Below are 24,610 nucleotides of genomic sequence, written 5' to 3'. Positions count from 1 at the left end.
CCCTTGATGCTGGCAGGTCTTACCTATTCGTTGCTCGTCCTCGGTCCGATCCGGTGTAATTTTGCATATTGACCCCCAATTTGTAGAGTTTGCCGAAACGGAGCCGTTTCGTGGTTGAAGAGCAAGACCAGCGGATTCTCGCCGAACTGCAGAAGGACGGCCGCGCGACCAATCAGCAGTTGGCCGATGCCGTGGGCATGTCGACCTCCGCCTGTTGGCGTCGCGTGCGGGCGCTGGAGGAGGCCGGTGTGATCCATGGCTACTCCGCACTGATCGACCGCGAGCAGGCGGGGTTTGCGACCTCCGCGATCCTGCACGTGTCGCTGGAACGGCACGACGCAAAATTCGTCGACGAGTTCGTCGCGCAAGTGAGCCGGCGCAGCGAGGTCCTGGAGTGCTTTGCGACGACGGGTGACGCCGATTATCATTTGCGCGTCGTCGTGCGTGACATGAAGGCGTACAACGATTTCCTCGACACGTTCATGTTTCGCCTTCCCGGCATCCGCTATGTGCGCACCAACATGATCCTGAAGGAGATCAAGACCGGCGTGGCCTTGCCGTTCGAGACCAAGCGGGCGCGGAAATGATGGTGCGCGTTGCTGCCTCTCACCTCGCCTCCGCAAGCGGGGCGAGGCGATCATCGCGATCGCACCGCGCGCGACCACGTCCAAATTCGGTTGTCAAAGAGCATGACAACACAGCTTCGCCTTCTCGCGGCGCTATCTGCGCCCGAGTTGTGCCAAGAACGTTGCCCTCATAAATACAGAGGGCGGAGGGAAGGCCGGGTGGCCGCTGCAACCGGGGCCCCCGCGCAAAAGAAATTTGCGCGAGCGCGCGTTGACCACAGGTACAGGCGGTGATCACACCGGCCTTCCCTGCGCAGTGGTTTACGGCTTACTTCGGGCTCTCCCCGGTGAACCAGCTTGATTGCCACCGTCGCCGGCGCGATGCGTAAGTATCGCGGCCGGCTTGGCGCCTGCATGGGCGCGCCAGGACCACACGACTTCGCCGTCCGCGCTGATGCCGCTCGTCAGACAGCACCGTCGCGTCCACCGCATCCCGCTTCAACGTCCGTGACGACGCGTACGTCCCTCTTCATCGAGGCGGGACGCGGGCAGGATGCGACTGATTTGGGGCGAACGCAAAGCGAATTATTTTTACGGGAAGATCTGGACGACCCAAATCAGCTTGAACGGCTTTGCGAAATTCGATTTTCGGCGCACGCCATGTCGAGGGCCCTGAAATCGATCCAATGAACTGAGCGTCGACAAAACTGAACCGATTCGCCCGACGAGCAATCGGCCGGCCAACGCAGCGTCATCCCGATGATTGCCCGTTCACGCGCTGCCGATCCGGCCGCACGTTTCGAGATAACGAGGCCGTGAAGCTCAGCCACGTCTTGATTGCAAATACGCGACCAGTCGCGCCGATTCGTTACGGTTGCAACATTCACTCGATGTTGATGCCGGAGTCGGCGACTATATGGTTTGACCAGGCGACAACAACGAAACGTCACCGTGGAAGAGCCCTCGGATGAAACCTTGGTGGGAAGGTTACGTAACAGTCGACGACGGCGGTAAGACGCCCACGCTGCTGGGCGCGAGCAGCGCCCCCGGCGAAAGCGGCGTCTCCGTCCTCCGCGTGCGGTTTGCGAGCGGGGGCCATCATCGGGCGCTGCTGCAACAGCACCTTGTCAAATTTCAAATGAATCCTTGGGTTCGCCTCGACTGCGAGCTGTCATCACAGGACTCTCGCAGCGACGTCTCAGTCGAATCGTTTGCGATCCATCCTGCTGATATGTCGTGTGCTGTTGACGTCAAGGAAGCCTTCGATGTGCTGATGATCGCAATTCATCCGAGCCGGCTCGCATTCGCGGCTGCCGAGAGTTGGAAGGTCGGAGCGCAATTAAGGGAGCGCTTGTCCGGCTACGACGAAGCGCTCTTCGACCTTGCGCGCGTTTTGGCGCTGGAAGGTGCGGCCGGCTATCCGAACGGGCCGCATTACTGGAATGAGGTCGCCAACACCTTCATTGATGGCCTGGTGGCTCGCCATACATCGGGGACCGCGAGCGGGCCGCGCGGCATGCTCGGCAAAGCGACGCTCGCTCGAATCAAGGACTATATTCTCAGCCATCTCGATGATCCCATCGAAATCGCCGCACTGGCCGAGATCGCGGAGCGCAGCCCATTCCATTTCTGCCGCGTGTTCAGCCGGTCGGTGGGTATGTCGCCGCACCGCTATGTCGTGCATCTCCGATTGCAGCATGCAATCGGACTCGTTCGCGAGGGGCGAACAGGGTTCGCCGAAATTGCATTGAGCACAGGTTTTGCCGATCAAAGTCACTTATCTCGCTGGGTCAGACGCGTGTACGGCGTTTCGCTGCGGCAACTCGCTCCCTGAACAAATCCAAAAACAGCAAGAATCTTCACGATAGGCCGCTTCCTTTCTCCTACATCCATGGACCCGATGCAAAGCCGATTCACGGCTTGGCTGGTCAGGATAGGAACATTGTGATGATGAATCAGATCAGGAAGATACCGTCCATTCCGTGCGAGCGGGTTTCGCGGAGCATTCAATGGCCGCGTACCGACCTTCTTGAATTGCTTGGTATCACCCATCCGATCATTCAAGCGCCGATGGGGGGAGTTTCCGGACCCGCGCTGGTCGCGGCGGTTTCCAATGCCGGTGCGCTTGGGTCTCTGGGGTGCGGGCCGCTGCCGATCCATGGCGCACGACACCAGGTCCAGGAGATCCAGCGCGCCAGCAATCGCCCATTCAATCTCAACTTCTTCGCCCATCCGGCTCCGCGCATTGACGCGCAGGCGGCCGGTCGCGTGCGCGCGCGCCTTGCTTTCTATTATGGCCTGCTTGGCCTCGGCTCGGTGCCGGAGCCAAGCGACCCGCTGCCCCGGTTCGATGAGGAGCGGCTTGAACTGATCCTGGAGGTGCGGCCACGTGTGATCAGTTTCCACTTTGGCCTGCCGCCCGCCACGGCGATGGCGCAAATCAAGCGGGCCGGGTGCATTGTCTTGAGCTCGGCAACCACGGTCGCCGAGGCGAAAGCGCTGGAGGCGCAAGGTGCCGACGCCATCATCGCGCAAGGCGTCGAAGCGGGCGGGCATCGGGGCACCTTCACCTCGGGCGACGGCGTCGGGCTTGTTGGCACCATGGCGCTCGTGCCGCAGGTGGTGGACGCCGTGCGTGTTCCGGTGATCGCTGCCGGGGGGATCGCCGATGGCCGCGCGATCGCTGCCGCATTTGCACTCGGCGCCAGCGGCGTACAAATCGGCACCGCGTTTCTAGGCTGTCCGGAGGCGGCGGTCTCCGATGTGTATCGGGAGGCCTAGTCTCGCGCCACGGACGAAGACACGCGGGTGACGCGCGTTTTCACCGGGCGTCCAGCGCGCGCTTTGCGCAACCGCTTGACGGATGAAATGGGAGATGCGGAAGCGCTCGAGTTTCCGGCTCAATTCAGCCTCACGCGAGCGCTGGCAGAGGCCGGTGGCAAAGGCCCACGCACGGACTTCGTGCCGCTATGGGCCGGCCAAGCCGCGCCGCTGATCCGGAATCTGCCGGCGGCGAGCTTGATTGAAACGCTGGTTGCGGAGAGTTCGCAATCGCCTTGTCTCGGGCGCGCGAGTTGATGATCTTGTAGCGTGGGCAAAGGCGCGCAAGCGCCGTGCCCATCATGATTGTTCGATTTTGGAGCAGCCGCCGAGCTGAGGGAATGAAGGGCATGCGCACCCACCCTGCGGCATCATTGCGAGCGCAAGCGAAGCAATTCAGACTCCTCGGCGGATGCAGTTGCCCATTCACGCAGCCGATCTAAATCGTCTAACATGCGAGGCGCTGCGGAAAATGCCATCTTGCGTTCCTTAGGCAACCGCCGCGTCCTTCCTCGGTGAACTTCAGGTCGTGAGGGGGCATCAGCTTTGGATGAACTTCACGGTCGAAATCGGCCATTGGCCGTCATGCCCGCTGATCGATATACGAAGCCCGTGCACGTCATCCAGGTAGACGCGATCGATCGCTCCAGCCTTGCCGTCGGCCATGACGACCACCCTGCCCACCAATTTCTCCTCGGCGGCATGCAATTCGCGGAGGATGTTTATGGCTCGTTTCTCGCCAATGCTCGACTCGCTCATGCGCGTAGGAATAACGGAGGGAGCCGAATGTTCCAGCGTGCGAAATGCAACCTGATGGTGCGATTGCGGCTCGCTAACGCCTCGGTCAACTTCAGGCAAGGCCTAGACCAGTGCAGCAAGACCCAGTCGTTGGCAATGGCAAGATGAACGGCATTTACATAGGCTAATGCGCGCCAAGTCTCTTTGAAGATGATCCGATGGAGGTGTGTGGAGGCGGTCCTAGCTGCGCCCCCTTTAAGCTAGGCCATATCCGCTCACACGGCATCTAGGCGACGCGGCCTGTGGTGCTGAAGCGTCTACTTTTCACGCTTCAAAGCGAAGAATGCGGTGGCGCCACGTTCAATAGTACGGAGATCTCCCGCAATGCCCAATGACATGCTTGGCAATGGACCAATCGAGGCGCGGTTTCGCGAACAACTGCGCGTGCTCGCCTCGTTGCTCGACGAATGGTTCAACGGCAGGTCACGTGGCTACGATCGCAAGTTCGGGTTCGTGCTCTTGGCCTTTCCGATGGGTGGGGCGGTCCGCCGCTGCAACTACATCTCGAACACCGCGAATCGGCGCGAGATAATTACTCTGCTGAAAGAGCAGATCGCAGATTTGGAGGCTGCCGGGAGTGCGTGATGACAGCATCGCGCGCGCTGACGATAACCCACGCAACATTTCTGCGCTCTGCCGATACCAGCTCTCAAGCGCTCGTAGGGGCATCAAGCTCAGCCGGTCTCGTAACTTGTTTGATCGAAGGAGGGTGACATGGCGAATTTGGATCTGAGGGACCAATGTCCGTTTTGTCATGGACCATTCGAGATCATCTGGCTGAAATTCCGGTTTCGTGGCGTTACATCGATCTCGACCTGCCCGAATTGTGCGTGCGCCGCGATCACGGAACCGCAGCGATTGAGACGTCGAGCAAAGCCCGGCCATCGTCCGCCAATTCGGCCTGACCTCGGCGCCCCGGTAGCGGCAATCATCGCAGACAAACCTATGTTTGGTCTGCGATAGCCGAACGTCATCGTCCACGGATCGGCGCCAAGCCCTATCCATAAAAGGGGTAGTTGGAGCAAAGGGGCAGCGCCCGGCGCACGATGTCGCGGGCGTGCGCCGTGCCCATCATTGTGCGCCGTGTTGAGCCTCTGCGATGGCGCGTTCCAATTCGGAGGCCAGCACGCTGTAGTGCTCCGCGAGCTTTGCAAACAGATCTCGTTTTTTCTTGTCGCTCGTCTGACTGCTGATCAGCGCGCATTCAGCCGCCCGTTCCATGAGCAAGTCCAACTCCGCCTTCATGTCCTCCAACTTTGTCCCCCAGCGCAGTTCTTAAGTATCCGCCGTTGAGCTAAGATCGCTACCGCGGCAGGAATAATCGCTACCGCGGCAGGAAAAAATGAGAAACCCGTAATTTTACGGAATCAAATAGCAGGCAACCACCTATTGAAGCGGACCAACTCTGTAGTCCTGAGAGCCGAAATGCAGATGCTGCGCCAGCATTGTCGGCGGTGGGATCACGGCGACGCATGTGACGACGGACATGAGGTGGTCACCTGCGAGGCGGCGTCATCCCTCAAACCGCTCGCTTAAATGCCGGCGCCGAGAGCTAATGGAAGTCGTCTCGCCCGTTCGATGGCAGTCAGGGCAGTTCTATTCCGCGGCGACGCGTGGCTGCGTCTTCCAGACGCCGGCTGCGGGCCGCGGCAGCCCCAGATTTTCGCGCAAGGTGTTGCCGGCATATTCCTTGTGAAACAGGCCGCGGCGCTGCAATTCCGGCACGACGTGACGGACGAAATCGGCGTAAGAGCCCGGCACGTAAGTGGCCGCGATGACAAAACCGTCGCAGCCGCGGTTCACGAACATCTCTTCCAGTTTGTCGGCGATCTCCTTCGGCCCGCCGACGATCACGTCCTGGGTCTGGCCGCGGCCGGAAAACTCGATGAAATCGCGCGTGGTCGGATTCGCCTTGCCGGATGTCCGCAGCACGCCATCGCGGATGCCAAGCATGCCCTGCATGCTCGCGAGCTCCTCTGATGTCAGTGGCTCGTCCATGTCCTTAGTGGCGAAATCGAAATTCAACCCCTCCGCCAGCAGCGACAGCGCATCGATCTGAAGCGGCAGCTTCTCGATCACCGCCATCTTGTCCTCGGCCTCGGCTTTGGTCGCGCCGCACACCGGTGTCGTCAGGTTGCAGAGGAACATCTGGTCGGGATCGCGGCCGCAACTAGCGGCTTCGTTGCGGATCGCGTCATAGCCTTGCTTGGCGCTGGCAAGATTGCGTGCCGCGGTGAAGATGACTTCGCCCCAGCGGCCGGCAAAGCGCTGGCCGCGGCCGGACGCGCCCGCCTGAATGACGACGGGGTGACCCTGCGGCGAGCGCGGCACGGTGAACGGCCCGCGCGACTTGAAGAAGCGCCGGTCATGATCGAGCCGCTTGACCTTGGTCGGGTCGGCGAAACGGCCGCTTGCCTTGTCGATGATCAGCGCACCGTCTTCCCAGCTATCCCAATGGCCGAGCACCACCTCCATGAACTCATCAGCGCGGTCGTAGCGCAGATCATGCTCAAGATGCGTCGCCTTGCCCATATTGAGCGCTTCGCCGTCATTGACCGAGGTGACGACGTTCCATGCCGCGCGGCCGCCTGTCATCAGGTCGAGCGTGGCAAAGCGGCGCGCCACGTCGAACGGCTCGAAGTAGGTGGTGGAGCAGGTCGAGGCGAGGCCGAGCTTCTGGGTGACCATGCCCATGGTGGTCAGCACGATGAGCGGATCCATCTTCACGCAGCGGATGCCGTATTCGACGGTGTGGGCGTGATCGTTGCCGTAGCGATCCGGCATCGCCAGCCGGTCGTCGAAGAAAGCCATGTGGAATTTGCCGGCTTCGAGAATGCGGGCGATTTCCTGGTAGTAGTCCGCCGACATCGAATCGTCGCGCGAGTCTGGATGCCGCCATGAGCACGGCAGGTTGGTGCAATTCTGTGCCTGCAGGAAGCCGACCATCGCCATTTGCCGTGTCATGCTGCTCTCCTCCGTCAGGCGAGATCGAGTTCATCGGCGAGCCGCCAGGCCGGCGCGAGCGCGCAATTTGTCCCAGGTGGCGTCCTCGATCTCGATGCCGCTGCTTCGCCGCCGCAGCCGACGGCGGCCAGCGTGAATCACGCTATTTCTCCTCCGCCACCGAGGTCGCTGTCGCCGGGCCTTCGCCCATGATCAGCAGAACGGTGTCCTCGTCCTTGGCGCCATCCCAATGCACCTGCTTGCCGTAATGGGTGACGAAGCTGCCGGCGGGCATCGGCACGGTGCCGTGCTCGGGATCGAATTTGGCGCCCGATCCTACCCACCAGGTGCCCTGCAGCACGGCGATGTAACGGTCGTTGGGGTGGAAGTGCGGGCGGCTGAAATGATTGCCCTTGGTCCACTTGGTATAGACGATGTAAAAGCCGGGCTTTGAGGGATCGCCGACCACGACCGCATTTTGCGCGCCCCGCGCATCGACGGGGCCCCAGGGAATCTGGTCGGGCAGCTTGTAGACGACCGCGGCGGGATTGAGTTCGGCGGCAGAGCCGATACTCAACATCGCGGCGAACGAGAGCGGGAGCGCGAAACAACGCAAAACCCGTTTGCTGGCGTGCATGGCGTTTCCCCTAGGAGTTTTCTTGCGCCGGAATGGCCGGCGGATCGTGCCCGCATGCTAGCCCCTTGCATTCGTGTCCTGCAAGCCGAGGGGCATGCACCGGTGGGCTGCTCAGCGTGCATTTGCAACATGAGAAATCCATTTACCGCGCCGGCGGTGATGCTAGGTTGCACCGCCAACAACACACAAGGGGAGGCTCTCGCTCATGAAACGCTTTTCGATGCTTGCTGCGGTCTTGCTGGTCGGTGCCGCAACAGGCCTATTCACAAAAATGGCGTCGGGCCAAGAAGGCGGCTGGGTCACGCTGCTCGATGCAAACAACAAGGGTGAGTGGAACGAGGTCGGTAAGGCCAATTGGACGATGAAGGACGGCGCGCTGACCGCCGACAAGCTCGAGGGCAAGGATCTCGCCTATCTCGTCAGCAAGAACGCCTACAAGGATTTCCAGATCAGAGCCGAGTTCTGGGTCGACGAGGAGGCCAATAGCGGCATCTTCATCCGGTGCGACGATCCGCAAAAGATCGGCAGCAAGACCTGCTACGAGGTCAACATCTTCGACAAGCGGCCGGACCCGACCTACGGCACCGGCGCCATCGTCGACGTGGCCAAGGTCGATCCGATGCCGAAGGCCGCGGGCAAGTGGAATACTTATGAGATCACCGCACAGGGTCCGCATCTCGTCGTCGTATTGAATGGCCAGAAAACCGCCGACGTGCAGGACTCAACGCATCTGAACGCCGGACCGTTCGCGCTGCAATACGGCTCTGGCGTGGTGAAATTCCGCAAGGTCCAGATCAAGCCGCTGTAAGGCAACGAACCATAGTCGAAAGACTCGCCGCGTCCGTGCGCGAGCCTTTCGGCGCCTGGTTTTAAGCGTCGCGGATGATCGTCGTTGGAGGGCGATCGCACGGCTCCAATCTTGATGAGCGCGCGACCAAAGAAGATTCGGCGACCGGACAGATCGGGCCGCCCGTCCGGTGCAGCCTTGATGCGTTCGACGCAGTGGCACTGCGCTTTTCGCAGGTTGCACAACCGCGAATTAACCCTGCCGAGCTCGCGCAAGACACTATTAACCAAGCAACTTTATCATCGCTCGAGGCTGCGAAGGCCTTGGACTGCAGCGCTTTTCGCTTTGCGTTGAGGCTCAAGTCCCTTCGGCGCACGCGCTCTCGAATTCGCAACCGACGCCGCCGATTGGTTACCGGACAGGCCTAAGATTCTGCGATCGAATCCAGGGTACGTTAACTAGGAATTTAGGATTGAGTTGTGCGTACCCATGGGTCCCTTAAGGCTTTTATTAAATTGCCCCGAAAATCAGGGACCGGAATGCGCGTTGCTGTTGTTCATGATTGGCTCTACGTCATCGGCGGAGCCGAGCAAGTTTTGCGTGAGATTTTGCAGTGTTATCCCAGCGCGGATGTCTTCACGCTGTTCGATCTGCTCAAGCCCGAGGACCGCAAGAAGCTCGGCTTTGAGAAGTCGCACACGAGCTTTCTGCAGAAGATGCCGATGCTCGGCAAGCATCATCGTAAATACCTGCCGCTGATGCCGCTCGCGATCGAGCAATTTGATTTGTCCGGTTATGATTTGGTGATTTCCTCGAGCTGCGCGGTGGCGCGCGGCGTGCTCACGGGCCCCGACCAGCTCCATGTCTCCTACGTGCATTCGCCGATGCGATATGCCTGGGACCTGCAGCACGTGTATTTGAAGGAAAGCGGCTATGACGCCGGCTTAAAAAGCCTGATCGCGCGGACCATCCTACATCGCATGCGGATGTGGGACGTGCGGACCGCGCACGGCCCGGATGCGATCTTCACCAATTCGCAATTCGTCGCGCGGCGCGTCAAGAAGATCTACGGCCGCGACGCGCGGGTGATCTACCCGCCCGTGAGCCTTTCAAACCGTGATGCCATCCTTCCCGTCAGCGATCATTTTCTCGCGGCCTCCAGGCTCGTGCCGTACAAGCGGATCGAGCCGATCATTCGCGCCTTCAACATGATGCCGGATCTGAAACTCGTGGTGGCCGGCGATGGGCCCGAGGCCGAGCGCTTGAAGAAGCTGGCAGGCCCCAATGTGACCTTCATGGGCTTTGTCTCGGACAAGCACCTGCGCGATCTGATGGCGACCGCGCGGGCGTTCGTTTTCGCCGCGGAAGAGGATTTCGGCATCATACCGGTCGAAGCCCAGTCGGAGGGCGCCCCGGTCCTGGCTTTGGGGCGTGGGGGCGTGCGCGAGTCCGTGCTGGGAGCCGGTCCCCATGCGACGGGCATGTTTTTTGACGCTCCCGATCCGCAGTCGATCGCGGATTGCGTCCGCTCGTTCGTTGCAAGCGAACACGGCATCTCGCGCCTGGACTGCCGGCAGCGCGCCGCTCTCTTTTCGGCGGAGCGTTTCCGCAGGCAGTTTGTCTCCGCCGTCAATGAGGAATTGGCGCAGTTCCAGGCGAACGGTCAGGGCCGCGCGCTGTCCCGATTGATCGCATAGACCGCATGCAGTCGAGAATAAGATGAGGCACGCGCACATAACCGAAGCCTTATCCGGCCTGGACGCTTTCAACAGGTTGTGGCGCCGCAGGCGCGTGTTCTCGGCTGTCTTTCTCGCGACGATCGGCGCGGCCATCCTCGCGCTCGTCGTCCTCCCGGTGCGTTATCTCGCGACAGCCTCCGTCATCGTCGCGGAGCAGGAGCCCGGGGTGCGCAACAGCTCGCCGGCCTGGGCGCAGAAGATCGGCGATCCGGCCGACCTCGAAAGCCAGCTCCTGGTCATCCGCTCGCCGCGCCTGCTGCGGCAAGTGATGAACGCGCCCGGGGTCGTTCCCGCGGTGGTCGAGGAATGCGAGTATGGCTCGCTGTTGGGCTCCGCCGAGCGGTGCCAGAAGCTGCCGTCGGACGCGGCGAGCTTCATCGACTATATCGGAGGCCGTTACAGTGTGGCTTCTGCCGGCCGTTCGCGCGTCATCAACATTTCCTATCAGTCTCCGCTTCCCGACGTCGCCCAGCGGCTTGCGAATGCGTTGACGACTGCTTTCCTTGAGGATCAGCGCAATGAAGGCGCCAACAGCCGCGAAGTTGCGACCTCCTGGTTGTGGCAGGAGCTCAAGCAGCTCGATGGCCAGCTCCGGGACGCCGACGAGAAGATTCAGCAGTTCCGCCGCAACAAGGGGCTGATGCGCGGCGCCAACGCGCCGATCACCTCGGAACGCCTGACCAGCATCGGCCAGCAGCTCGCGGCCGCGGAGGCGGCGCGCGCGGAGGCCTTGGCGCGTTTGAAGGAGATCAAGTCCGAACAGGCCCGAGGGCCGACCGACGCGCCTTCGGTGCTCTCGAGCCGGACGATGGCGGACCTGAAGCAGCAACTGACGACCGTGAGTGCGCAGCTTGCCAGCGCAACCGCCGTGCTGGGGCCCAAGCATCCGTCGATCCTGGCCCTCACCCATGAGCAGGCGCTGATCCAGCAGCGTATGGCCGACGAGATGCAGAACATCGCGGCCAGCGCCCAAAAGACGTTCGATGCCAGCGATGCGCTGGTGACCTCGCTGAAAAAGGAGATGGACGCCGCGAAGGCGCAAGCGGGCTCCGCCACCCTCGACGAGGCGTCGATCGAAAGCATGGTGCGCGACGCCGAGATCAAGCGGCAGCAATATGCCGATCTCTACAAGAAGGCGAGCGAGCTGGAGACCGAGCGGCGCGTGCTCCTGGGCAGCACGCGCCTCGTTAGCATGGCCGAGCTGCCGAACAAACCGTTCTTTCCGAAGAAGATCCCGTTCCTGGCCGCCGGCACGACGCTGGCGCTGATCCTCGGCATCGCCGCGGCGCTGCTGGCCGATCAGCTTTATCCGCCGCCGCAGAATGGCGAACTTGCGGCGGCGCCGGCTGCGCGCGAAGAGGCTGCGACGGCGCTGGCGAGGGTCGCATCCTCTGTGCGAGAATTGAGAAAGGTCACGGCTCATGCGTCCGTGCCGGCTGCAGGCGGATCGCTGCTCGCGATGATCGCCGGCGTGCCGATCGTTGCCCGCATCCCCAAGCTGAGCAAGCCGCGGCCCGTATCTGCCGTAGGGGCCATCCTCCAGAACCATCTTCAGCCGACGGCTGCGGATATGTTGCGACTGGCTGAGGCGGATGCCGGCTTTCAGGGGGCGCTTGAGCAGCTCGCGCAAGAGCTTCGCATCGGAGAAGAGAAGCCCGGGCGGCGGATCGTGTTGACCTCTCTCGCGGATGGCGAGGGCAAGTCGTTAACCACATTGGCGCTGGCGCGGCATCTTGCCGCCGCCGATCGTCGCGTTCTCGCCGTAGAATGCGATCTGCTCAAGCCGGCTTTCGCGCAGGCGCTTGCGGTTAATGGTGGTGTTGGATTGGCGGGAGTCGTGGCCGGCTCAATTCCTGCTCGCGATGCTGTCGTTCAGACAGCCGACCCGAATCTTGACGTGCTGGTCGCCGGCGGCGGCTCCGCCAAGACCGCGGAGCTGCTGTTGCGCAAGAAGCTTGCCGAACTGCTCTCCGGGGTCGATGGCTATGATGTCGTGTTGATCGACAGCGCGCTGCCGTCGCGCAAATCCCGCTATCTTGCCGGCGTGGATAACGTGCTGCTCTGCATGCGCGGCGATGGCTCGCTGATGGGCCGCAGCGCATCGGCGGTGGCGGCGGCGAAAGCGCATGGTGCGGCAAACATCGCGATCGCGGTCACCATGGCGGAGCCCCAGCGCAGTGCCGCGCCCGAGCCGCGGCCCATCCCAGTCGAAGCATATGCCAGGGCAGGGTGATGTCGGCCGAACGCGTGCTGTTCGTGGACCACACCGGGCAGATCGGCGGCGCCGAGCTGATCCTGCTCGACGTCGTTGAAGGCAGAGAGCGGTCTTCGGCCTTCCTGTTCGAGCAAGGTCCCCTGAGCAAGGCGCTGGCCGACAAACAGCTCACGCTGATTACATCGAAATGGGGGCAGGGCCTGTCGCAATTCCGCCGCGACAGCTCCTGGCTGACGGCGCTTCCGCTGGCAGGCCGCCTTGCAGCAATCGTCGTCGAGATCGCGCGGGCGTCGCGGACCCACGACATCGTCTACGCCAATTCGCAGAAGGCCTTCGTGCTTGCGGCGATCGCTAACATGCTGGTGAGGCGCCCGCTGATTTGGCATTTGCACGACATCATCAGCCCCGAGCATTTCGGCGCCGTGCAGCGGCGGGTGCAGGTTGCGCTTGCGAATGCACGCGCCACTAAGGTGATCGTACCCTCGCAGGCTGCGGCGGCCGCTTTCATGGCGGCCGGCGGCCGACGCGATCTGGTCGAAATCGTGCCGAACGGGCTTGCCTTGCCGCCCGAGCCGAGATCGCGGAGTGAGCTCAGAAAGGTGCTCGGCCTGCCGGCGGGGCCTCTGGTCGGCGTCTTCAGCCGGCTCGCCCCGTGGAAAGGGCAGCATGTGCTGATCGAGGCGCTCGCCACGTTGCCGAACGTCGGCTGCATCGTTGTCGGTGACGCGCTGTTCGGAGAGCAGGCTTACGCGGCAGAGCTAAAGCAGATGGTGCTCGAGCGCGGCCTGGCCGACCGGGTGCGTTTCCTCGGTCACCGGCGCGACGTGCCGACATTGATGAAGTCCGTGGACGCAATGGTGCATCCGTCCATCGATCCCGAGCCGTTCGGGCGGACTCTGGTCGAAGCGATGCTCGCCGGCGTGCCCGTGATCGCAACCGATGCCGGCGCTGCCCCGGATATTCTGGACGGCGGCAGGGCCGGAACTTTGGTGCCGCCCAATGATTCCCAGGCGCTGGCCAAGGCGATCGCCTCCGTCCTCGCGCAGCCTGATGCGCTCAGCGGCCAATTGGAGTATGCGTCCGGCCGCGCCCGCGCGCGGTACAGCGTCACGCGCATGCTCGACGCGATCGGGCTGGTGATCCGCAAGCTGCAGGCGGGGGCGACGGCGTGAGCGTTCACCAGCCGTCGATGCGTCGCTCCAGCGCCGTCGGCTTTCTGATGCCGACGGCGGCTCACTCGGCCCTGAGCCATGTCCACTGTGCATTGCATGTGAAAGGGCAGCAGAGTTGATCGCGCTGTCGACAGCGATGCTCGCGGCCAACGCCCTCGCACTGCCGATCGCCAGGGCAGCCGATCGGGTGCTGGGCCCGAGAGGGTGCCTGTTCACGTTTCACCGCGCCGCGTCCTCGCAGCTCTGGGACAAGCTGCCGAACCGCAATTTCTATCTCGACATCGATTTTCTCGACAGCTTTCTCGGCTATCTCGTGGCGCAGGGATGGGATGTGGTGACCATCGGCGAAGCCGTGTTGCGATCGGCGCGCGAGGCTGACGACAGCCGTTACGTGAATTTCTCGATCGACGATTGCTATCGCGATACGTTCGAGCTGGTCGCGCCGGTCTTTCGCCGGCACAACGTGCCGCTCACGCTGTTTGTGACCACGGGCATCCCGGATGGAACGGTGCCGCTCTGGTCGGTGGGGCTCGAACAGGCGCTGCTCGAACGCGATCGCGTCATGCTCGGAGGGCAGACTGTCCGGCTTGCGACGCCTGAGGCGCGACGAACGGCATATCAGCGTATCGCGTCCTGGTGGGACGGGCCGGACGCGGCCAGACATTATGCGGACTTCTGCGCGGAGAATGGCATCGATCGCGATGCCATGCATTGGAAACACGCGATCTCCTGGGACATGCTCGAGCTTCTCGCGAAGGATCCCTTGATCGAGATCGGCGCTCACACGGTCAGTCATGCCCGGGTCTCCTCGCTCGTGCCCGAGGCGGCCGTTGCCGAGCTCGAGGGATCGCGCAGGCGCTTGAACGAGCGGCTTGGCATCAACGTGCAGCATTTCGCCTTTCCTTATGGGCGCTCCGTCGATTGCGGTCCGCGCGATTTCGCGCTGGCACGGCAGGCGGGTTTCTTGAGCGCGGCGACCACGCGCAAGGGCCTGCTCCGTTACGGTCGGGATCGCTTCAGCCTGCCCCGCAACACCATCAATGGCGGCCACCGCAACCTGGCCGCGATGGAGATGCATCTGACCGGCGTCGCCGGAACGGCCGCGAGGATCGCCGGACGTGTCTAGCGCGGCGCCGCTTCGCATTGTCTCCATCGCCCATCCGGCCGTCAGCAACGCGGCCGGACGGTTGCGCTACCGCTATCTCGCGTCGCGCAACGATATTGAACTGCATCTGGTCCTGCCCGCGGTCTGGAAGGAATTCGGCCGCACCGTCGTAGCCGAGCCGCGCCAGGAGATCGGCTATACGACTCACGTCCTGCCCATTCGCCTCCCGCATGCGGGGCCGATGAACTGGTACCTGCACTTCTACCCCGGCTTGCGCCGATTGCTCCGCAAGCTCGATCCCGACGTGATCCATCTCTGGGAAGAGCCTTGGAGTATCGTCGCGCTGCAGGCGCAAATGTTGAGGGCACGCGCAGGCCTCGTGCTGGAGGTCGACCAGAACATCCTCAAGCGCCTGCCGCCGCCGTTCGAGGCCATTCGCAAATATCTGCTGCTGCACACGGACCATGTGCTGTCGCGCAGCCCGGATGCGACCGCTGTGGTGCGCGCGCGTGGCTATCGCGGACCGGTGACGCCGATCGGCTATGGCGTGGATCTGACGACCTTCACACCCGTCCCGAAATCGGCGGCGGAGCGCAACGGTCTCTTCAGGATCGGCTATGTCGGACGGCTGGTCGAAGAGAAGGGCCTGGACGATGCGCTGGATGCGCTAGCCATGGACCGGGCGCCGGTCTCCTTGAGCATCATGGGCGAAGGACCGCAGGAAGCGAAGCTGCGCCAGCGCGTTCAGCAACTGGGTTTAAGCGACCGCGTGAGTTTCAGGGGCTGGGGACCGCCGGCGGAAGTCGCGAGTTTCCTGCAAAGCCTCGATGCCCTGGTGCTGCTCACCCGCACCACGAATGCCGTGCGCGAGCAGTTCGGCCGGGTGATCATCGAGGCACAGGCCTGCGGCGTGCCGGTGATCGGATCCACCTCCGGGGCCATACCCGACGTCGTCGGCGACGGCGGCTGGATCGTGCCGGAACGGGATCCTGCAAGGCTCAGTGAGTTGCTCAAGGCCATCGCGCAGGATCCGGCGCTGCTGCAAGCAAAAGGGCTTGCGGCGCGCGCGAATGTGCAGGCGCGTTTCACGTATGAAGCCGTCGCCGCCGCGGTCGATACTGCCTGCAAGGCTGCTGCCGAAGCGGTTGGCCATTGCAAGCGTTGAAAGCAGGGCGGCAGTAATGGCGTTGCGAAACGGGCTCTCACATCAGGCTGAGGCGCCTGCGAAGCGAGCCGCGCAAGGCGGCGGTCCGGCCGCCATGGCCCGGGCCGTGGCAAGCATCGCGCTCCTCGTTGGAGCCTTCCTTGCAGCGAGCGGAAATGCCGCCGCAGGCGACAGCCTGCGCGAGAGGATCGGCGGCGGCAATCTCGTGACGCATCTCGCAGGACGCCCTCCGATCGCGCAACTCTATTCGGCCCTGCACGGCGTCGGCGCCGGCATGGGGCGCATGAATTCGTATGGCTGGCGTACGCTCGACCGGATCCCCACACCTCACGATTTCGATGCGGAGATGCTGGAGGCGCATGCGAACCACATCACGCCGATTATCCTGCTCGAATATGACGGCAGCTATCAGACGCTGACACCGCCGCAGCCGATCGGCTCGTATCATGACTGGTTTGTCGCCGGACAGACGATGGCCAGGCGTTTCCGCCCCGACGGGGAATGGGCAAGGGAGAACGGAATTACGGGCTGGGGCGCGACGATCTTCACCGCGATCAACGAGCCGGACGTCCTGGCGAACATCCCGCGCGAAGCCTATCATGACGCCTTGGCCGGCCTTGCCGATGGGGTCCACAGCGTCGATCCCGCGCTTAAGGTGGTGCCTGGCGGTTTTGCGACCTGCAATTCCCAACGCGATGCGACCTTGCGCGGCTACGGTCCTGCCATCGCCGATCTGCTCGAAGAGGGTCGCCTCGACGGCATCGATCTGCACACCTACTACAACGCCAGATGGTTCCCCATGACGAAGGGGCGCGAATTCTCGGTGCAGACCTGCTTCGATCGGGTCAAGCAGGCGATGGGGCTGAAGCGCGACGTGAAGTTCTACGCGACCGAATTCAACGTCGCGCGCCTCGGCGCATGGGAGGATTCGAAGCTCGCCGCAAAACTGTTTCTCAGCGCGTTCTGGGATCAGGTGAGCGTGGTCGGCGCTGACGGGCATTCGCCGATGACGGCGCTCGCCTTTCCCTGGAATCTCGGCGACACCAGCCGCGTCGATGGCCCGGCCTATGCGATGGCCGCAACGGAAAGCTCCTGGTCCCCCGAGATCCGCGCTGTCGTCTTGCGCATGGTCCTGCGGCTTGCCGGCGACATGACGATTCAGTCCATCGACAAACCGCGCGGTCTTTATCGCCTGGCGGGGGCGGATGCCGAGCTCATCGTCTGGCAGAACCTGCCGGAGTGGACGGACCGGCCGGGGCGAGAGCTGGAGATCACGTTGCCCGAGTGGGCGCGGACGATCGAGCTATGGGGATGGGAGGGATTGCGGCGCCGCATTCCGGTTAACGGCGGCAAGTTCGTGCTCGACGGCTTGGATGAGAACGAGACCTACATGATCCGCATTCCGCGCTCGTAAGCCGCGTGGGAGATGGGGCCCATATTGCATTAAGGTAAACGCACGAGCGGGCGAAACCCGCGCTTGCGGGAGCCCGGTCCGGGAGCGCAATTTGCTCATGGCGAGCTTGCCTCAAATTGGCTGCGTCCTTCGACGCGGCACTATTCTTTAAAGCGTATCAGTTCGGTGCAGTTTAGAGCCGGGACCATGCAGTTGGATCGTCAGTGCAGCCAGTCGGCGCCGGCCGCGAAGCTGCGCGTTCGCGAGATCGTCGAGTCGGATCTGGCTGCCGTTGCCGCGCTGCTGGCCCGCGGCTTTCCATTTCGTTCGACGGAGTATTGGCTGCGCGGGTTGCAGCGGCAGGGGCGACGCTCGCGACCCCACGGCTATCCCGCGTTCGGATATTGTCTCGATAGGGCCGGCGCGCCCGTTGGCGTCATTCTGCTGCTGTTTTCGAATGTCGTTGCCGGCGAGGAAACCCTCGTCAGGTGCAACGTGTCGAGCTGGTATGTCGAGCCTGATTACAGGGCCTTTGCCTCGCTGCTGGTCAGGTCGGCCACGCGCGACAAGAACGTGACCTATTTCAACATCACGCCGGCGCCGCATACCTGGTCCACCGTCGAAGCCCAGGGTTTTTCGGTTTATTGCAAGGGACAGGTGTATGGCGCGCTGGCGCTGTCGAGCTCCGCGCCCGATGCGAGCGTGGAGCTGTTTTCGGAAGAGCATGCATGCAGGCTCACGCGCTATGAGGCCGATCTGCTGCGCCAGCACGCAGCATTCGGCTGTCTCAGCCTCGCGGTGCGCGAGGGGCGCAATTGCCATCCCTTCGTCTTCCAGAGGCACCGTGTGAAGAATCTCGTTCCGGTGTACCGGTTGATCTATTGCCGCGACATCGGCGATCTCAGGCGCTTTGCCGGCAACCTCGGACGCTTCCTGGCTTGGCGTGGCGGCCTGCTGATTCGTTTTGACGCGAACTGTCCCGTCCCGGGAGTGGTTGGCTGGTATTCGGAAAAGCGCGGACGCAAATACGCAAAAGGTCCAAAACCGCCGCGGCTTGGCGACCTCGCCTTTACTGAGGCGGCGATCTTCGACAGCTGACCACGACGCGCGGGTGTTCTTACGGGATTTCCCGCGCCACGCCGATTTGGCCAACCGGGCATTCGAGTGCCGTGCGATCCCATTTCGCTGCGTCCGCGGCGGCTTCATAAGTGCTTTGCAGAAAGTCCAGCAGCACCTGATCGGGATTGTCTGACATGCGCACAGCGTCATAGGGCAGGACGAATTCCCCAAGCGCCTCGCTGAAGAAAGCCGCATCGGGTTTCACGCGGGTCGTGCGAAATCCTGCAGGCTCCGGATAGGCATAGGAGTAGAAGGCGGGGTAATCGATCGCGCCACCGCCCGGCCAGAAGCCGGCGCTGCTGACCTCGTGTGAATAGGCCTCAACGGCAACTGCGTCGGACAAGTACGGCACCCCGCCGGGATGACGCGGCGCGCGGCGGCCGGAGAAGCGCGTGACCGCAAGATCAAAGCTGCCCCAGAAGAAGTGCACCGGGCTCGCCTTGCCAAGAAACCCGGTGCGGAACAGCTTGAACACGCGATCGGCGTTGATGAGGATCTGGAAAAACCGGCGTACCGCGTCGGCATCGTAGGACGCGTGGCCTGTGTCCTGCGAGAAGCGCACGGGGGCGGGCACTTCGTTGGGCATCTCGTCGATCTCGACATCAATGCCGAGCTCGGCCAGTGCTGCCATCACCTTTGCATAAAAGCTGGCGACGGAATGTCCCGCCAATGCGAATTTCCGCGCGTCGCCCCCGCTTGTGGAAATCCGCAGCGTGTGATCGAGGAAGTCCAGCTCGAGTTCGAAGATCCCGGCGCCATCGGGAATCGGCGAGGTCGAGAGCCCGCGCGCGGTGACGTAAAGCGTCACATGCCAGGAATGGTTCAGCCAGGGCGTACGCGACAGCCTGACCTTGCCGATGATCTGGGTGAAGAGATGCAAGGTCGCGCAAGTCTCGCGCCACGCAGCGGTGGGTAATTCGGGCCAGGGCGTTTGCAGCGTCTTGCTCATGTCGCACCACAGGCCGATCTGGCCGCCATCACCAATAAGAAAGGCCGGACCCAATGGCCCGGCCCTTTATACGCCAATTGGCTGGCTACACTATTTGGATTTCTTCGGTTTCTTGCCGAAAGCCTCGTCGACCTCGTCCTCTTTGATGCGGGCAGCGGGGTCGCCCGGCTCGTTGAGATTTTGCTCTTCGGTTCCGTCACCCATCATGCCGGGATGGGTAACGCCGGACTTGTCCTTCGAACTTTTGGACGCGGGCTTGTTGCTCATGGGCCATCTCCACGCGCGCGGATGCGCGACACTCGAACGGAACGAGTGTAGTCTTGTTCCTGCGAGCTGCCAGCATTTCGCCCGCTAAGGATGGATCACGAACCCGTGCACCCTGCGCAGGCGGCCGGTGATGCGAGAGCGAGGAGGTGCCCACAACTCCAAGCTTTCATATTTGCCATCCTGAAAAGTATTTTCGAATTTTCGACCAATCTGCCTCGCAGATCAGCGCACGCAGGGGATCGATTTGCGGCAAAGCCGGTGTCGGTAATCAGAGAAGCTGGACAGATGCCATGGAAGACAGATCGGAAAAGCTTCGCGCGTTCTATGCCAAGCTGATTTGCGCTGCCGCCAAGCTCAATGAAGCGCGAATTGAGGAGGCGTTCCGTTCGGTGAAGCGCGAGCCATTTGCCGGGCGGGGCCCGTGGTGGGTCACGATAGGCGGCCAGCCTTACGTGCTGACGCCCGACGACGATCCGGCGTTCCTGTACCAGAACCTCTTGGTAGCATTGGATCGTGAGCGTGAGATCAATATTGGCATGCCCAGCGCTCACGCGTACTGGATTGCCACCTGCAACATCAAACCGGGCGAAACCGTAGTGCAGGTTGGGACTGGTAGCGGCTACTACACCGCCATTCTCGCGCATCTCGTCGGTGACGCTGGCCGGGTCTGCGCCTATGAGATTGATGAGGGGCTGTCGGCCTGGGCTCGGGACAATCTGAAAGATTTTCCTCAGGTGGAGGTGCGGACGCAATCGGGCGTCGGGCCGAACCTGCCGCGCGCTGACTTGATCTATGTTTGCGCCGGCGCCGCGCATCCCAGCCGAGCGTGGCTCGAAGCCTTGCGTCCGCGAGGACGGCTCTTGTTCCCCTTAGCGCCGGCGGGCGTGCTCGGCGGCATGTTGCTCGTCAAGCGTCTTGATCAAGAGTCCGTGTGGGCGGCACGGTTCGCTGGCCGTGCCCAGTTCATCGGTTGCGCGGGCCTGCAGGACGAAGAGGCAGGCCGTCGATTGACCGAGGCGTTTTCGAAAGATTGGGATCGCGTCCGTTCGCTGCGGCTCGACGGAGCCCCCGATGATACGTGCTGGTATGCAGGTGATGGTTGGTGGCTGTCGACTGCGGGGGCCAAGGGCGAGCAAACGGAGGCGACGAAAAGCTGAGCGCTATTCAACCGCGGGCGAACGCCAACATGCTCATCTACGCCGGCGAGCCTGTCCTGGTTTCTCTGCCCTGGTTACGGTGTCCGTGATCGCGTCTCGTGAAATCGGATCACGAACGCGTGCATTCGGCGCAGCGCAGCCGGCCGCGCGTGGCCTGGAATAGCCCGCGGCAATACCAGCGCCGCGCCATGGCCTGCAGCGGCCTGCGCACCAATTGAGCCATAAAGAGAATTTCGACCATAGCTATAACCGTCGTCCCTACAACGCACCGCCCACCACGGGGCCGGCGGCCTGGCGAGCGAGAGCCTCTACTCCTTGACATGACAGCGCGATCCGCCGCGTTGCTGATCGCTCGGGGTAGATGGGGGCGGCATCCGCTCGAGAGAATGCCGCCCCAAACGCATCAGCCATGCAGTTTCTTCGCGGTCTCCGCGATCACGCGTCCTTGATAGCGCGCACCGGCCAGCTCGTTGGCGCTGGGCTGCCGGCTGCCGTCGCCGCCGGTGATGGTGGTGGCGCCGTAGGGCGCGCCGCCGGTGATCTCGTCGAGCTTCATCTGCCCTGCAAAGCCATAGTTCAAGCCGACCACGACCATGCCGAAATGCAAGAGGTTGGTGATGATGGAGAACAGCGTCGTCTCCTGGCCGCCATGCTGGGTTGCGGTCGAGGTGAAGGCGCCGCCGACCTTGCCGTGCAGTGCGCCCTTCATCCAGAGGCCGCCGGCCTGGTCGAGAAAATTCGCCATCTGCGACGACATGCGTCCGAAACGGGTGCCGGTACCGATAATGATGGCATCGTAATTGGCGAGGTCCTCGACTTTGGCGACCGGCGCGGCCTGGTCCAGCTTGTAATGTGACGCCTTCGCGACTTCCGGCGGCACCAGCTCCGGCACGCGCTTGATGTCGACGGTGGCGCCGGTCTCGCGCGCGCCCTCCGCGACTGCATTGGCCATCGCTTCGATATGGCCGTAGGCGGAGTAGTAGAGGACGAGGACTTTGGTCATGGATGGTTCTCCTGGGGTTGAGTGGGCAATGGGTCAACTGGCTCCGCTGTCATGGCCGGACTTGCCCCGGCCATCCACGTCTTTTGCTTCAGCATGAGATAAGTCGTGGATGCCCGGGACAAGCCCGGGCATGAAGAGGGAGGGAAGGGGTTAAGCCGCGTCCACCAGCACCACTTCGCTGTCCTCCAGCGCCTTGATGCTGAGCTTGTCCTCACCGTTGATGGCGGCGCCGTCGCGGGCATTGACGCGGATGCCGTTGATCTCCACCGCGCCGGCCGCGGGCACCAAATAGAGATTGCGCGTCTTGCCGCTCGCATATTCCGCGCTTTCGCCGGCCTTCAGCGTGGTGGCGAGCACCCGTGCATTGGCGCGGATCGGCAGCGCGTCCTTGTCCTCGGCAAGACCGCTCGCGATGGTGATGAGCTTGCCGGAGCGATCGGCCTTGGGGAACGGCTTCGAGCCCCAGGTCGGCTGGCCGCCGGAGACCGTCGGTTCAATCCAGATCTGGAAGATCTTCGTCGTGTTCGGCTCCAGATTGTATTCGGAGTGGCGGATGCCGCTGCCAGCGCTCATCACCTGCACGTCGCCGGCCTCGGTCCGCCCGGTATTGCCGAGGCTGTCCTTGTGGGTGATCGCGCCTTCGCGCACATAGGTGATGATTTCCATGTTGGCGTGGGGATGCGCGGGAAAGCCGGTGTTCGGCGCGATCTCGTCGTCATTCCACACGCGCAACGCGCCATGGCCCAAATTGCCGGGATCATAGTGGCCGGCGAAGGAGAAATGGTGGCGGGCCTTCAGCCAGCCGTGATCGGCGCTGCCGAGCTTGGCGAAAGGTCTGACCTCGATCATGGCATGTATCCTTCAATGAATGTCCTGGTGATGCCGGGCGCCGCTCGCGCCCGGCGGTTTGGCGTGAACGGGAGCGATTACGCGGTGAAGCCGCCGTCGATGGTGAGCACCGAGCCGGTCACGAACGACGCTTCGGGGCTCGCCAGGAAGACGACGCCGGCCGCAATCTCTTCCGGCCGTCCGAAGCGCTGCAGCGCATGCTTGGCGCGCTGCGCCTCGGCAAAGTCGCCGCCGTCCTTCGGGTTCATGTCGGTGTCGATCGAGCCCGGCTGCACCACATTGATGGTGATGCCGCGCGGCCCGAGATCGCGCGCGGCGCCCTTGGTGTAGCCGACGACCGCAGCCTTGGTGGAGACGTAGTCGGCTAGACCCGGGAACGCGATGTGGTCCGCGAGCATCGAGCCGATGGTGACGATGCGCCCGCCCTCGCCCATCAGCTTTGAGGCCGCGCGGATCGCCGCGATCACACCGTGCACATTGATCGCATCCTGCCGTGCCAGCGCCGCGGTGTCGGCCTTGGGATCATCGACCGCGCCGCCAGCGGCGACACCGGCATTGTTGACGAGAATATCGAGCCGCCCGAACCGCTTTGCGACCTCGTTCACCAACTGCTCGACATCGGCCGGAGAGGCCTGATCCGCCTTGAAGGCGGCGGCCTGTATGCCCTTGGCCTTCAATTCCGCGACGACGGCCTCAGCCTTGTCGGGCGAGGCGACATAGCTGATCGCGACATTTGCACCTTCGTCGGCGAGCGCGCGGGCGCTCGCTGCGCCGATGCCACGCGAGCCGCCGGTGACGAGCGCAACCTTGCCTGAAAGCTTCTTGGTCATTGGCTTGCTCCATTGCCTGACATTTCGATGGCCTCTGGATATGTCCTCGCCCCTGGTGTAGAAATAGAAACTATAGAAACTCATTGTTTCCTAATTTGCTTGAGGCTGACCAGTGGCAAAGCTTCCGGATTTCGAGGCGCTGGCGATTTTTGCGAAAGTCGTGGAGTTGCGGTCGTTTGCGGCGGCGGCCAGCGATCTTGCGGTCTCGAAAGCGACCGTCTCCAAGGCGGTCAGTCGCCTGGAGGAGCGGCTGGGCGCGCGGCTGTTCAATCGCACCTCGCGGCGGCTCGCCCTGACCGATGCCGGGCAACGGCTCGCGGTCCGCGCCGCGCGCCTGCTCGCCGACGGCGAGGAGGCCGAGAACGAGACGCTCGCGCAATCGACCGCGCCGCGCGGCTTGGTGCGGCTCGCGGTGCCCATGACCTTCGGCGTGAAAGCGGTGGCGCCGCTCTTGCCGGAGTTCCTCGCGCAATATCCTGAGGTCTCGATCGATCTGCATTTGAGCGACGCCACAGTCGATCTGATCGGCGAAGGCTTCGACGCCGGCTTGCGCATTGCGCGGCTGCCGGATTCATCTCTGATCGCGCGGCGGCTCTGCGCGATGCCACGCTACACAGTTGCCGCGCCCTCCTATTTGAAACGCCATGGCCGACCCACGCATCCGATGCATCTCGCCCAGCACAAATGCTTCGGTTACGCCTATCTCTCCACGCCGAATGTCTGGCACTACACCAATGCAAATGGGGAGGAGGCGAGCGTGCGCCCCGCAGGGCAGTTGCGCGTCAACAATGGCGAGGCGGTGCTGCCTGCGGTGATCGCCGGCCTCGGCATTGCCGATCTGCCGGAATTCATTGTCGGAGACGCGATCGCCTCAGGCGAGGTCGAGGTGATCCTCAAAGGCTGGAAACAGCCGGAAGGCGCTGTGCACCTGGTGACGCCGCCCGGCGGTCCCCGGCCGGCACGCGTCGAGGTGCTCGCTGAGTTCTTGACGCGTCATTTTGCGAAAGGACGAAAGCGCGGCAGTTAGCGCGTGATGAGATTAGGTTCGGTCGGTTGTCTCGACGGTTCACCTCTCCCTACTACGGCGGAGGTGAAC

At 62.9% G+C, this 24,610-nt stretch carries 23 protein-coding genes and 1 pseudogene; 15 read left to right on the top strand and 9 right to left on the bottom strand.

The annotated features are described in order from the left end of the window. Window positions 1–110 precede the first annotated feature (110 nt). The 4 genes and pseudogenes from F758_RS0125645 (at window position 111) to F758_RS44535 (ending at window position 3,644) form a co-directional block, all read left to right on the top strand. On the top strand, window positions 111–587 hold the full coding sequence (locus F758_RS0125645; RefSeq protein ID WP_024510562.1) for an Lrp/AsnC family transcriptional regulator: 477 nt from the start codon (window positions 111–113) through the stop codon (window positions 585–587). Between the two features lie 336 nt (window positions 588–923). Further along, on the top strand, window positions 924–1,256 hold the full coding sequence (locus F758_RS49825; RefSeq protein WP_157450156.1) for a hypothetical protein: 333 nt from the start codon (window positions 924–926) through the stop codon (window positions 1,254–1,256). 541 nt (window positions 1,257–1,797) lie between these two features. Further along, window positions 1,798–2,400, top strand: a complete 603-nt coding sequence (locus F758_RS46645) for a helix-turn-helix domain-containing protein (protein ID WP_198026564.1) — start codon at window positions 1,798–1,800, stop codon at window positions 2,398–2,400. 113 nt (window positions 2,401–2,513) lie between these two features. Continuing rightward, window positions 2,514–3,644: pseudogene (locus tag F758_RS44535) on the top strand (NAD(P)H-dependent flavin oxidoreductase). 282 nt (window positions 3,645–3,926) lie between these two features. On the opposite strand, the gene F758_RS0125625 reads toward F758_RS44535, so the two are convergent. Continuing rightward, a complete protein-coding gene (locus tag F758_RS0125625) occupies window positions 3,927–4,244 on the bottom strand; it encodes a PRC-barrel domain containing protein (protein WP_502689182.1) in 318 nt (105 codons plus the stop codon). A gap of 264 nt (window positions 4,245–4,508) precedes the next feature. On the opposite strand from F758_RS0125625, the gene F758_RS0125620 reads away from it, so the two are divergent. Further along, window positions 4,509–4,769 carry a hypothetical protein gene (locus tag F758_RS0125620; protein WP_024510559.1) on the top strand — a complete coding sequence of 87 codons (261 nt, stop codon included), beginning with the start codon at window positions 4,509–4,511 and terminating at the stop codon, window positions 4,767–4,769. A 486-nt stretch (window positions 4,770–5,255) separates the two neighbouring features. Here the strand turns inward: F758_RS0125620 and F758_RS49820 are convergent, their stop codons facing one another. From F758_RS49820 to F758_RS0125600, 3 genes are all read right to left on the bottom strand, one after another. Next, window positions 5,256–5,438, bottom strand: coding sequence for a hypothetical protein (locus F758_RS49820; RefSeq protein ID WP_024510558.1), 183 nt, complete (start codon window positions 5,436–5,438; stop codon window positions 5,256–5,258). 342 nt (window positions 5,439–5,780) lie between these two features. Further along, window positions 5,781–7,148, bottom strand: a complete 1,368-nt coding sequence (locus tag F758_RS0125605; RefSeq protein ID WP_024510557.1) for an LLM class flavin-dependent oxidoreductase — start codon at window positions 7,146–7,148, stop codon at window positions 5,781–5,783. A 142-nt stretch (window positions 7,149–7,290) separates the two neighbouring features. Further along, window positions 7,291–7,764: a cupin domain-containing protein gene (locus tag F758_RS0125600; protein WP_024510556.1), complete on the bottom strand. Its 474-nt coding sequence runs from the start codon at window positions 7,762–7,764 to the stop codon at window positions 7,291–7,293. Window positions 7,765–7,969: 205 nt separating this feature from the next. Here F758_RS0125600 and F758_RS0125595 point away from each other — a divergent pair, with 205 nt between their 5' ends. From F758_RS0125595 to F758_RS0125560, 8 genes are all read left to right on the top strand, one after another. Beyond that, complete coding sequence (locus tag F758_RS0125595; protein ID WP_024510555.1) at window positions 7,970–8,572, top strand: 3-keto-disaccharide hydrolase; 603 nt, start codon at window positions 7,970–7,972, stop codon at window positions 8,570–8,572. 518 nt (window positions 8,573–9,090) lie between these two features. Then, window positions 9,091–10,248 (top strand): glycosyltransferase, encoded by a 1,158-nt coding sequence (locus F758_RS0125590; protein ID WP_024510554.1) that lies wholly within the window; start codon window positions 9,091–9,093, stop codon window positions 10,246–10,248. Between the two features lie 22 nt (window positions 10,249–10,270). Then, window positions 10,271–12,523: a GumC family protein gene (locus tag F758_RS0125585; RefSeq protein WP_024510553.1), complete on the top strand. Its 2,253-nt coding sequence runs from the start codon at window positions 10,271–10,273 to the stop codon at window positions 12,521–12,523. Then, window positions 12,520–13,677 carry a glycosyltransferase family 4 protein gene (locus F758_RS0125580; RefSeq protein ID WP_024510552.1) on the top strand — a complete coding sequence of 386 codons (1,158 nt, stop codon included), beginning with the start codon at window positions 12,520–12,522 and terminating at the stop codon, window positions 13,675–13,677. Before F758_RS0125585 ends, F758_RS0125580 begins: the two co-directional genes overlap by 4 nt. Before the next feature lie 136 nt (window positions 13,678–13,813). Beyond that, window positions 13,814–14,803: a polysaccharide deacetylase family protein gene (locus F758_RS0125575; protein WP_035723059.1), complete on the top strand. Its 990-nt coding sequence runs from the start codon at window positions 13,814–13,816 to the stop codon at window positions 14,801–14,803. Continuing rightward, window positions 14,796–15,947: a glycosyltransferase gene (locus tag F758_RS0125570; RefSeq protein ID WP_024510550.1), complete on the top strand. Its 1,152-nt coding sequence runs from the start codon at window positions 14,796–14,798 to the stop codon at window positions 15,945–15,947. Before F758_RS0125575 ends, F758_RS0125570 begins: the two co-directional genes overlap by 8 nt. Window positions 15,948–15,963: 16 nt before the next feature. After that, on the top strand, window positions 15,964–17,361 hold the full coding sequence (locus F758_RS0125565; protein WP_024510549.1) for a hypothetical protein: 1,398 nt from the start codon (window positions 15,964–15,966) through the stop codon (window positions 17,359–17,361). 186 nt (window positions 17,362–17,547) lie between these two features. After that, entirely contained in the window at window positions 17,548–18,438 is an 891-nt protein-coding gene (locus tag F758_RS0125560; protein WP_051387044.1) for a hypothetical protein, read from the top strand. Between the two features lie 19 nt (window positions 18,439–18,457). On the opposite strand, the gene F758_RS0125555 is transcribed toward F758_RS0125560, so the two are convergent. Together F758_RS0125555 and F758_RS50935 are read right to left on the bottom strand one after the other, a co-directional pair. After that, entirely contained in the window at window positions 18,458–19,408 is a 951-nt protein-coding gene (locus tag F758_RS0125555) for a DUF5996 family protein (protein WP_024510547.1), read from the bottom strand. 90 nt (window positions 19,409–19,498) lie between these two features. Next, a complete protein-coding gene (locus F758_RS50935; RefSeq protein WP_198026563.1) occupies window positions 19,499–19,675 on the bottom strand; it encodes a hypothetical protein in 177 nt (58 codons plus the stop codon). Window positions 19,676–19,965: 290 nt separating this feature from the next. Here F758_RS50935 and F758_RS0125545 point away from each other — a divergent pair, with 290 nt between their 5' ends. After that, window positions 19,966–20,832, top strand: coding sequence for a protein-L-isoaspartate O-methyltransferase family protein (locus tag F758_RS0125545; protein ID WP_024510546.1), 867 nt, complete (start codon window positions 19,966–19,968; stop codon window positions 20,830–20,832). A gap of 403 nt (window positions 20,833–21,235) precedes the next feature. Here F758_RS0125545 and wrbA read toward each other — a convergent pair whose 3' ends face one another. The 3 genes from wrbA to F758_RS0125525 all read right to left on the bottom strand — a co-directional run bounded on the left by wrbA (window position 21,236) and on the right by F758_RS0125525 (window position 23,514). After that, on the bottom strand, window positions 21,236–21,835 hold the full coding sequence (gene wrbA, locus F758_RS0125535; RefSeq protein WP_024510545.1) for an NAD(P)H:quinone oxidoreductase: 600 nt from the start codon (window positions 21,833–21,835) through the stop codon (window positions 21,236–21,238). Between the two features lie 150 nt (window positions 21,836–21,985). Further along, on the bottom strand, window positions 21,986–22,684 hold the full coding sequence (locus tag F758_RS0125530; RefSeq protein WP_024510544.1) for a pirin family protein: 699 nt from the start codon (window positions 22,682–22,684) through the stop codon (window positions 21,986–21,988). A 77-nt stretch (window positions 22,685–22,761) separates the two neighbouring features. Beyond that, the gene (locus tag F758_RS0125525; protein ID WP_024510543.1) at window positions 22,762–23,514 is read right to left on the bottom strand and encodes an SDR family NAD(P)-dependent oxidoreductase; all 753 of its coding nucleotides are present in this window, start codon (window positions 23,512–23,514) and stop codon (window positions 22,762–22,764) included. A 112-nt stretch (window positions 23,515–23,626) separates the two neighbouring features. Here F758_RS0125525 and F758_RS0125520 point away from each other — a divergent pair, with 112 nt between their 5' ends. Continuing rightward, window positions 23,627–24,541 carry a LysR family transcriptional regulator gene (locus F758_RS0125520; RefSeq protein ID WP_024510542.1) on the top strand — a complete coding sequence of 305 codons (915 nt, stop codon included), beginning with the start codon at window positions 23,627–23,629 and terminating at the stop codon, window positions 24,539–24,541. Window positions 24,542–24,610: the final 69 nt, after the last annotated feature.

Source organism: Bradyrhizobium sp. ARR65, assembly GCF_000472385.1.
GTDB lineage: Bacteria > Pseudomonadota > Alphaproteobacteria > Rhizobiales > Xanthobacteraceae > Bradyrhizobium.
This window is presented reverse-complemented; position numbering and strand designations above follow the sequence as displayed.

Coding starts and splice junctions, on each gene's coding strand:
- F758_RS0125545 (WP_024510546.1), top strand. CDS start 19,966: ATGGAAGACAGATCGGAAAAGCTTCGCGCGTTCTATGCCAAGCTGATT.
- F758_RS0125605 (WP_024510557.1), bottom strand. CDS start 7,148: ATGACACGGCAAATGGCGATGGTCGGCTTCCTGCAGGCACAGAATTGC.
- F758_RS0125600 (WP_024510556.1), bottom strand. CDS start 7,764: ATGCACGCCAGCAAACGGGTTTTGCGTTGTTTCGCGCTCCCGCTCTCG.
- F758_RS0125590 (WP_024510554.1), top strand. CDS start 9,091: ATGCGCGTTGCTGTTGTTCATGATTGGCTCTACGTCATCGGCGGAGCC.
- F758_RS46645 (WP_198026564.1), top strand. CDS start 1,798: ATGTCGTGTGCTGTTGACGTCAAGGAAGCCTTCGATGTGCTGATGATC.
- F758_RS0125575 (WP_035723059.1), top strand. CDS start 13,814: ATGCTCGCGGCCAACGCCCTCGCACTGCCGATCGCCAGGGCAGCCGAT.
- F758_RS0125585 (WP_024510553.1), top strand. CDS start 10,271: ATGAGGCACGCGCACATAACCGAAGCCTTATCCGGCCTGGACGCTTTC.
- F758_RS0125530 (WP_024510544.1), bottom strand. CDS start 22,684: ATGATCGAGGTCAGACCTTTCGCCAAGCTCGGCAGCGCCGATCACGGC.
- F758_RS0125560 (WP_051387044.1), top strand. CDS start 17,548: ATGCAGTTGGATCGTCAGTGCAGCCAGTCGGCGCCGGCCGCGAAGCTG.
- F758_RS0125525 (WP_024510543.1), bottom strand. CDS start 23,514: ATGACCAAGAAGCTTTCAGGCAAGGTTGCGCTCGTCACCGGCGGCTCG.
- F758_RS50935 (WP_198026563.1), bottom strand. CDS start 19,675: ATGAGCAACAAGCCCGCGTCCAAAAGTTCGAAGGACAAGTCCGGCGTT.
- F758_RS0125620 (WP_024510559.1), top strand. CDS start 4,509: ATGCCCAATGACATGCTTGGCAATGGACCAATCGAGGCGCGGTTTCGC.
- F758_RS0125565 (WP_024510549.1), top strand. CDS start 15,964: ATGGCGTTGCGAAACGGGCTCTCACATCAGGCTGAGGCGCCTGCGAAG.
- F758_RS0125595 (WP_024510555.1), top strand. CDS start 7,970: ATGAAACGCTTTTCGATGCTTGCTGCGGTCTTGCTGGTCGGTGCCGCA.
- wrbA (WP_024510545.1), bottom strand. CDS start 21,835: ATGACCAAAGTCCTCGTCCTCTACTACTCCGCCTACGGCCATATCGAA.
- F758_RS0125555 (WP_024510547.1), bottom strand. CDS start 19,408: ATGAGCAAGACGCTGCAAACGCCCTGGCCCGAATTACCCACCGCTGCG.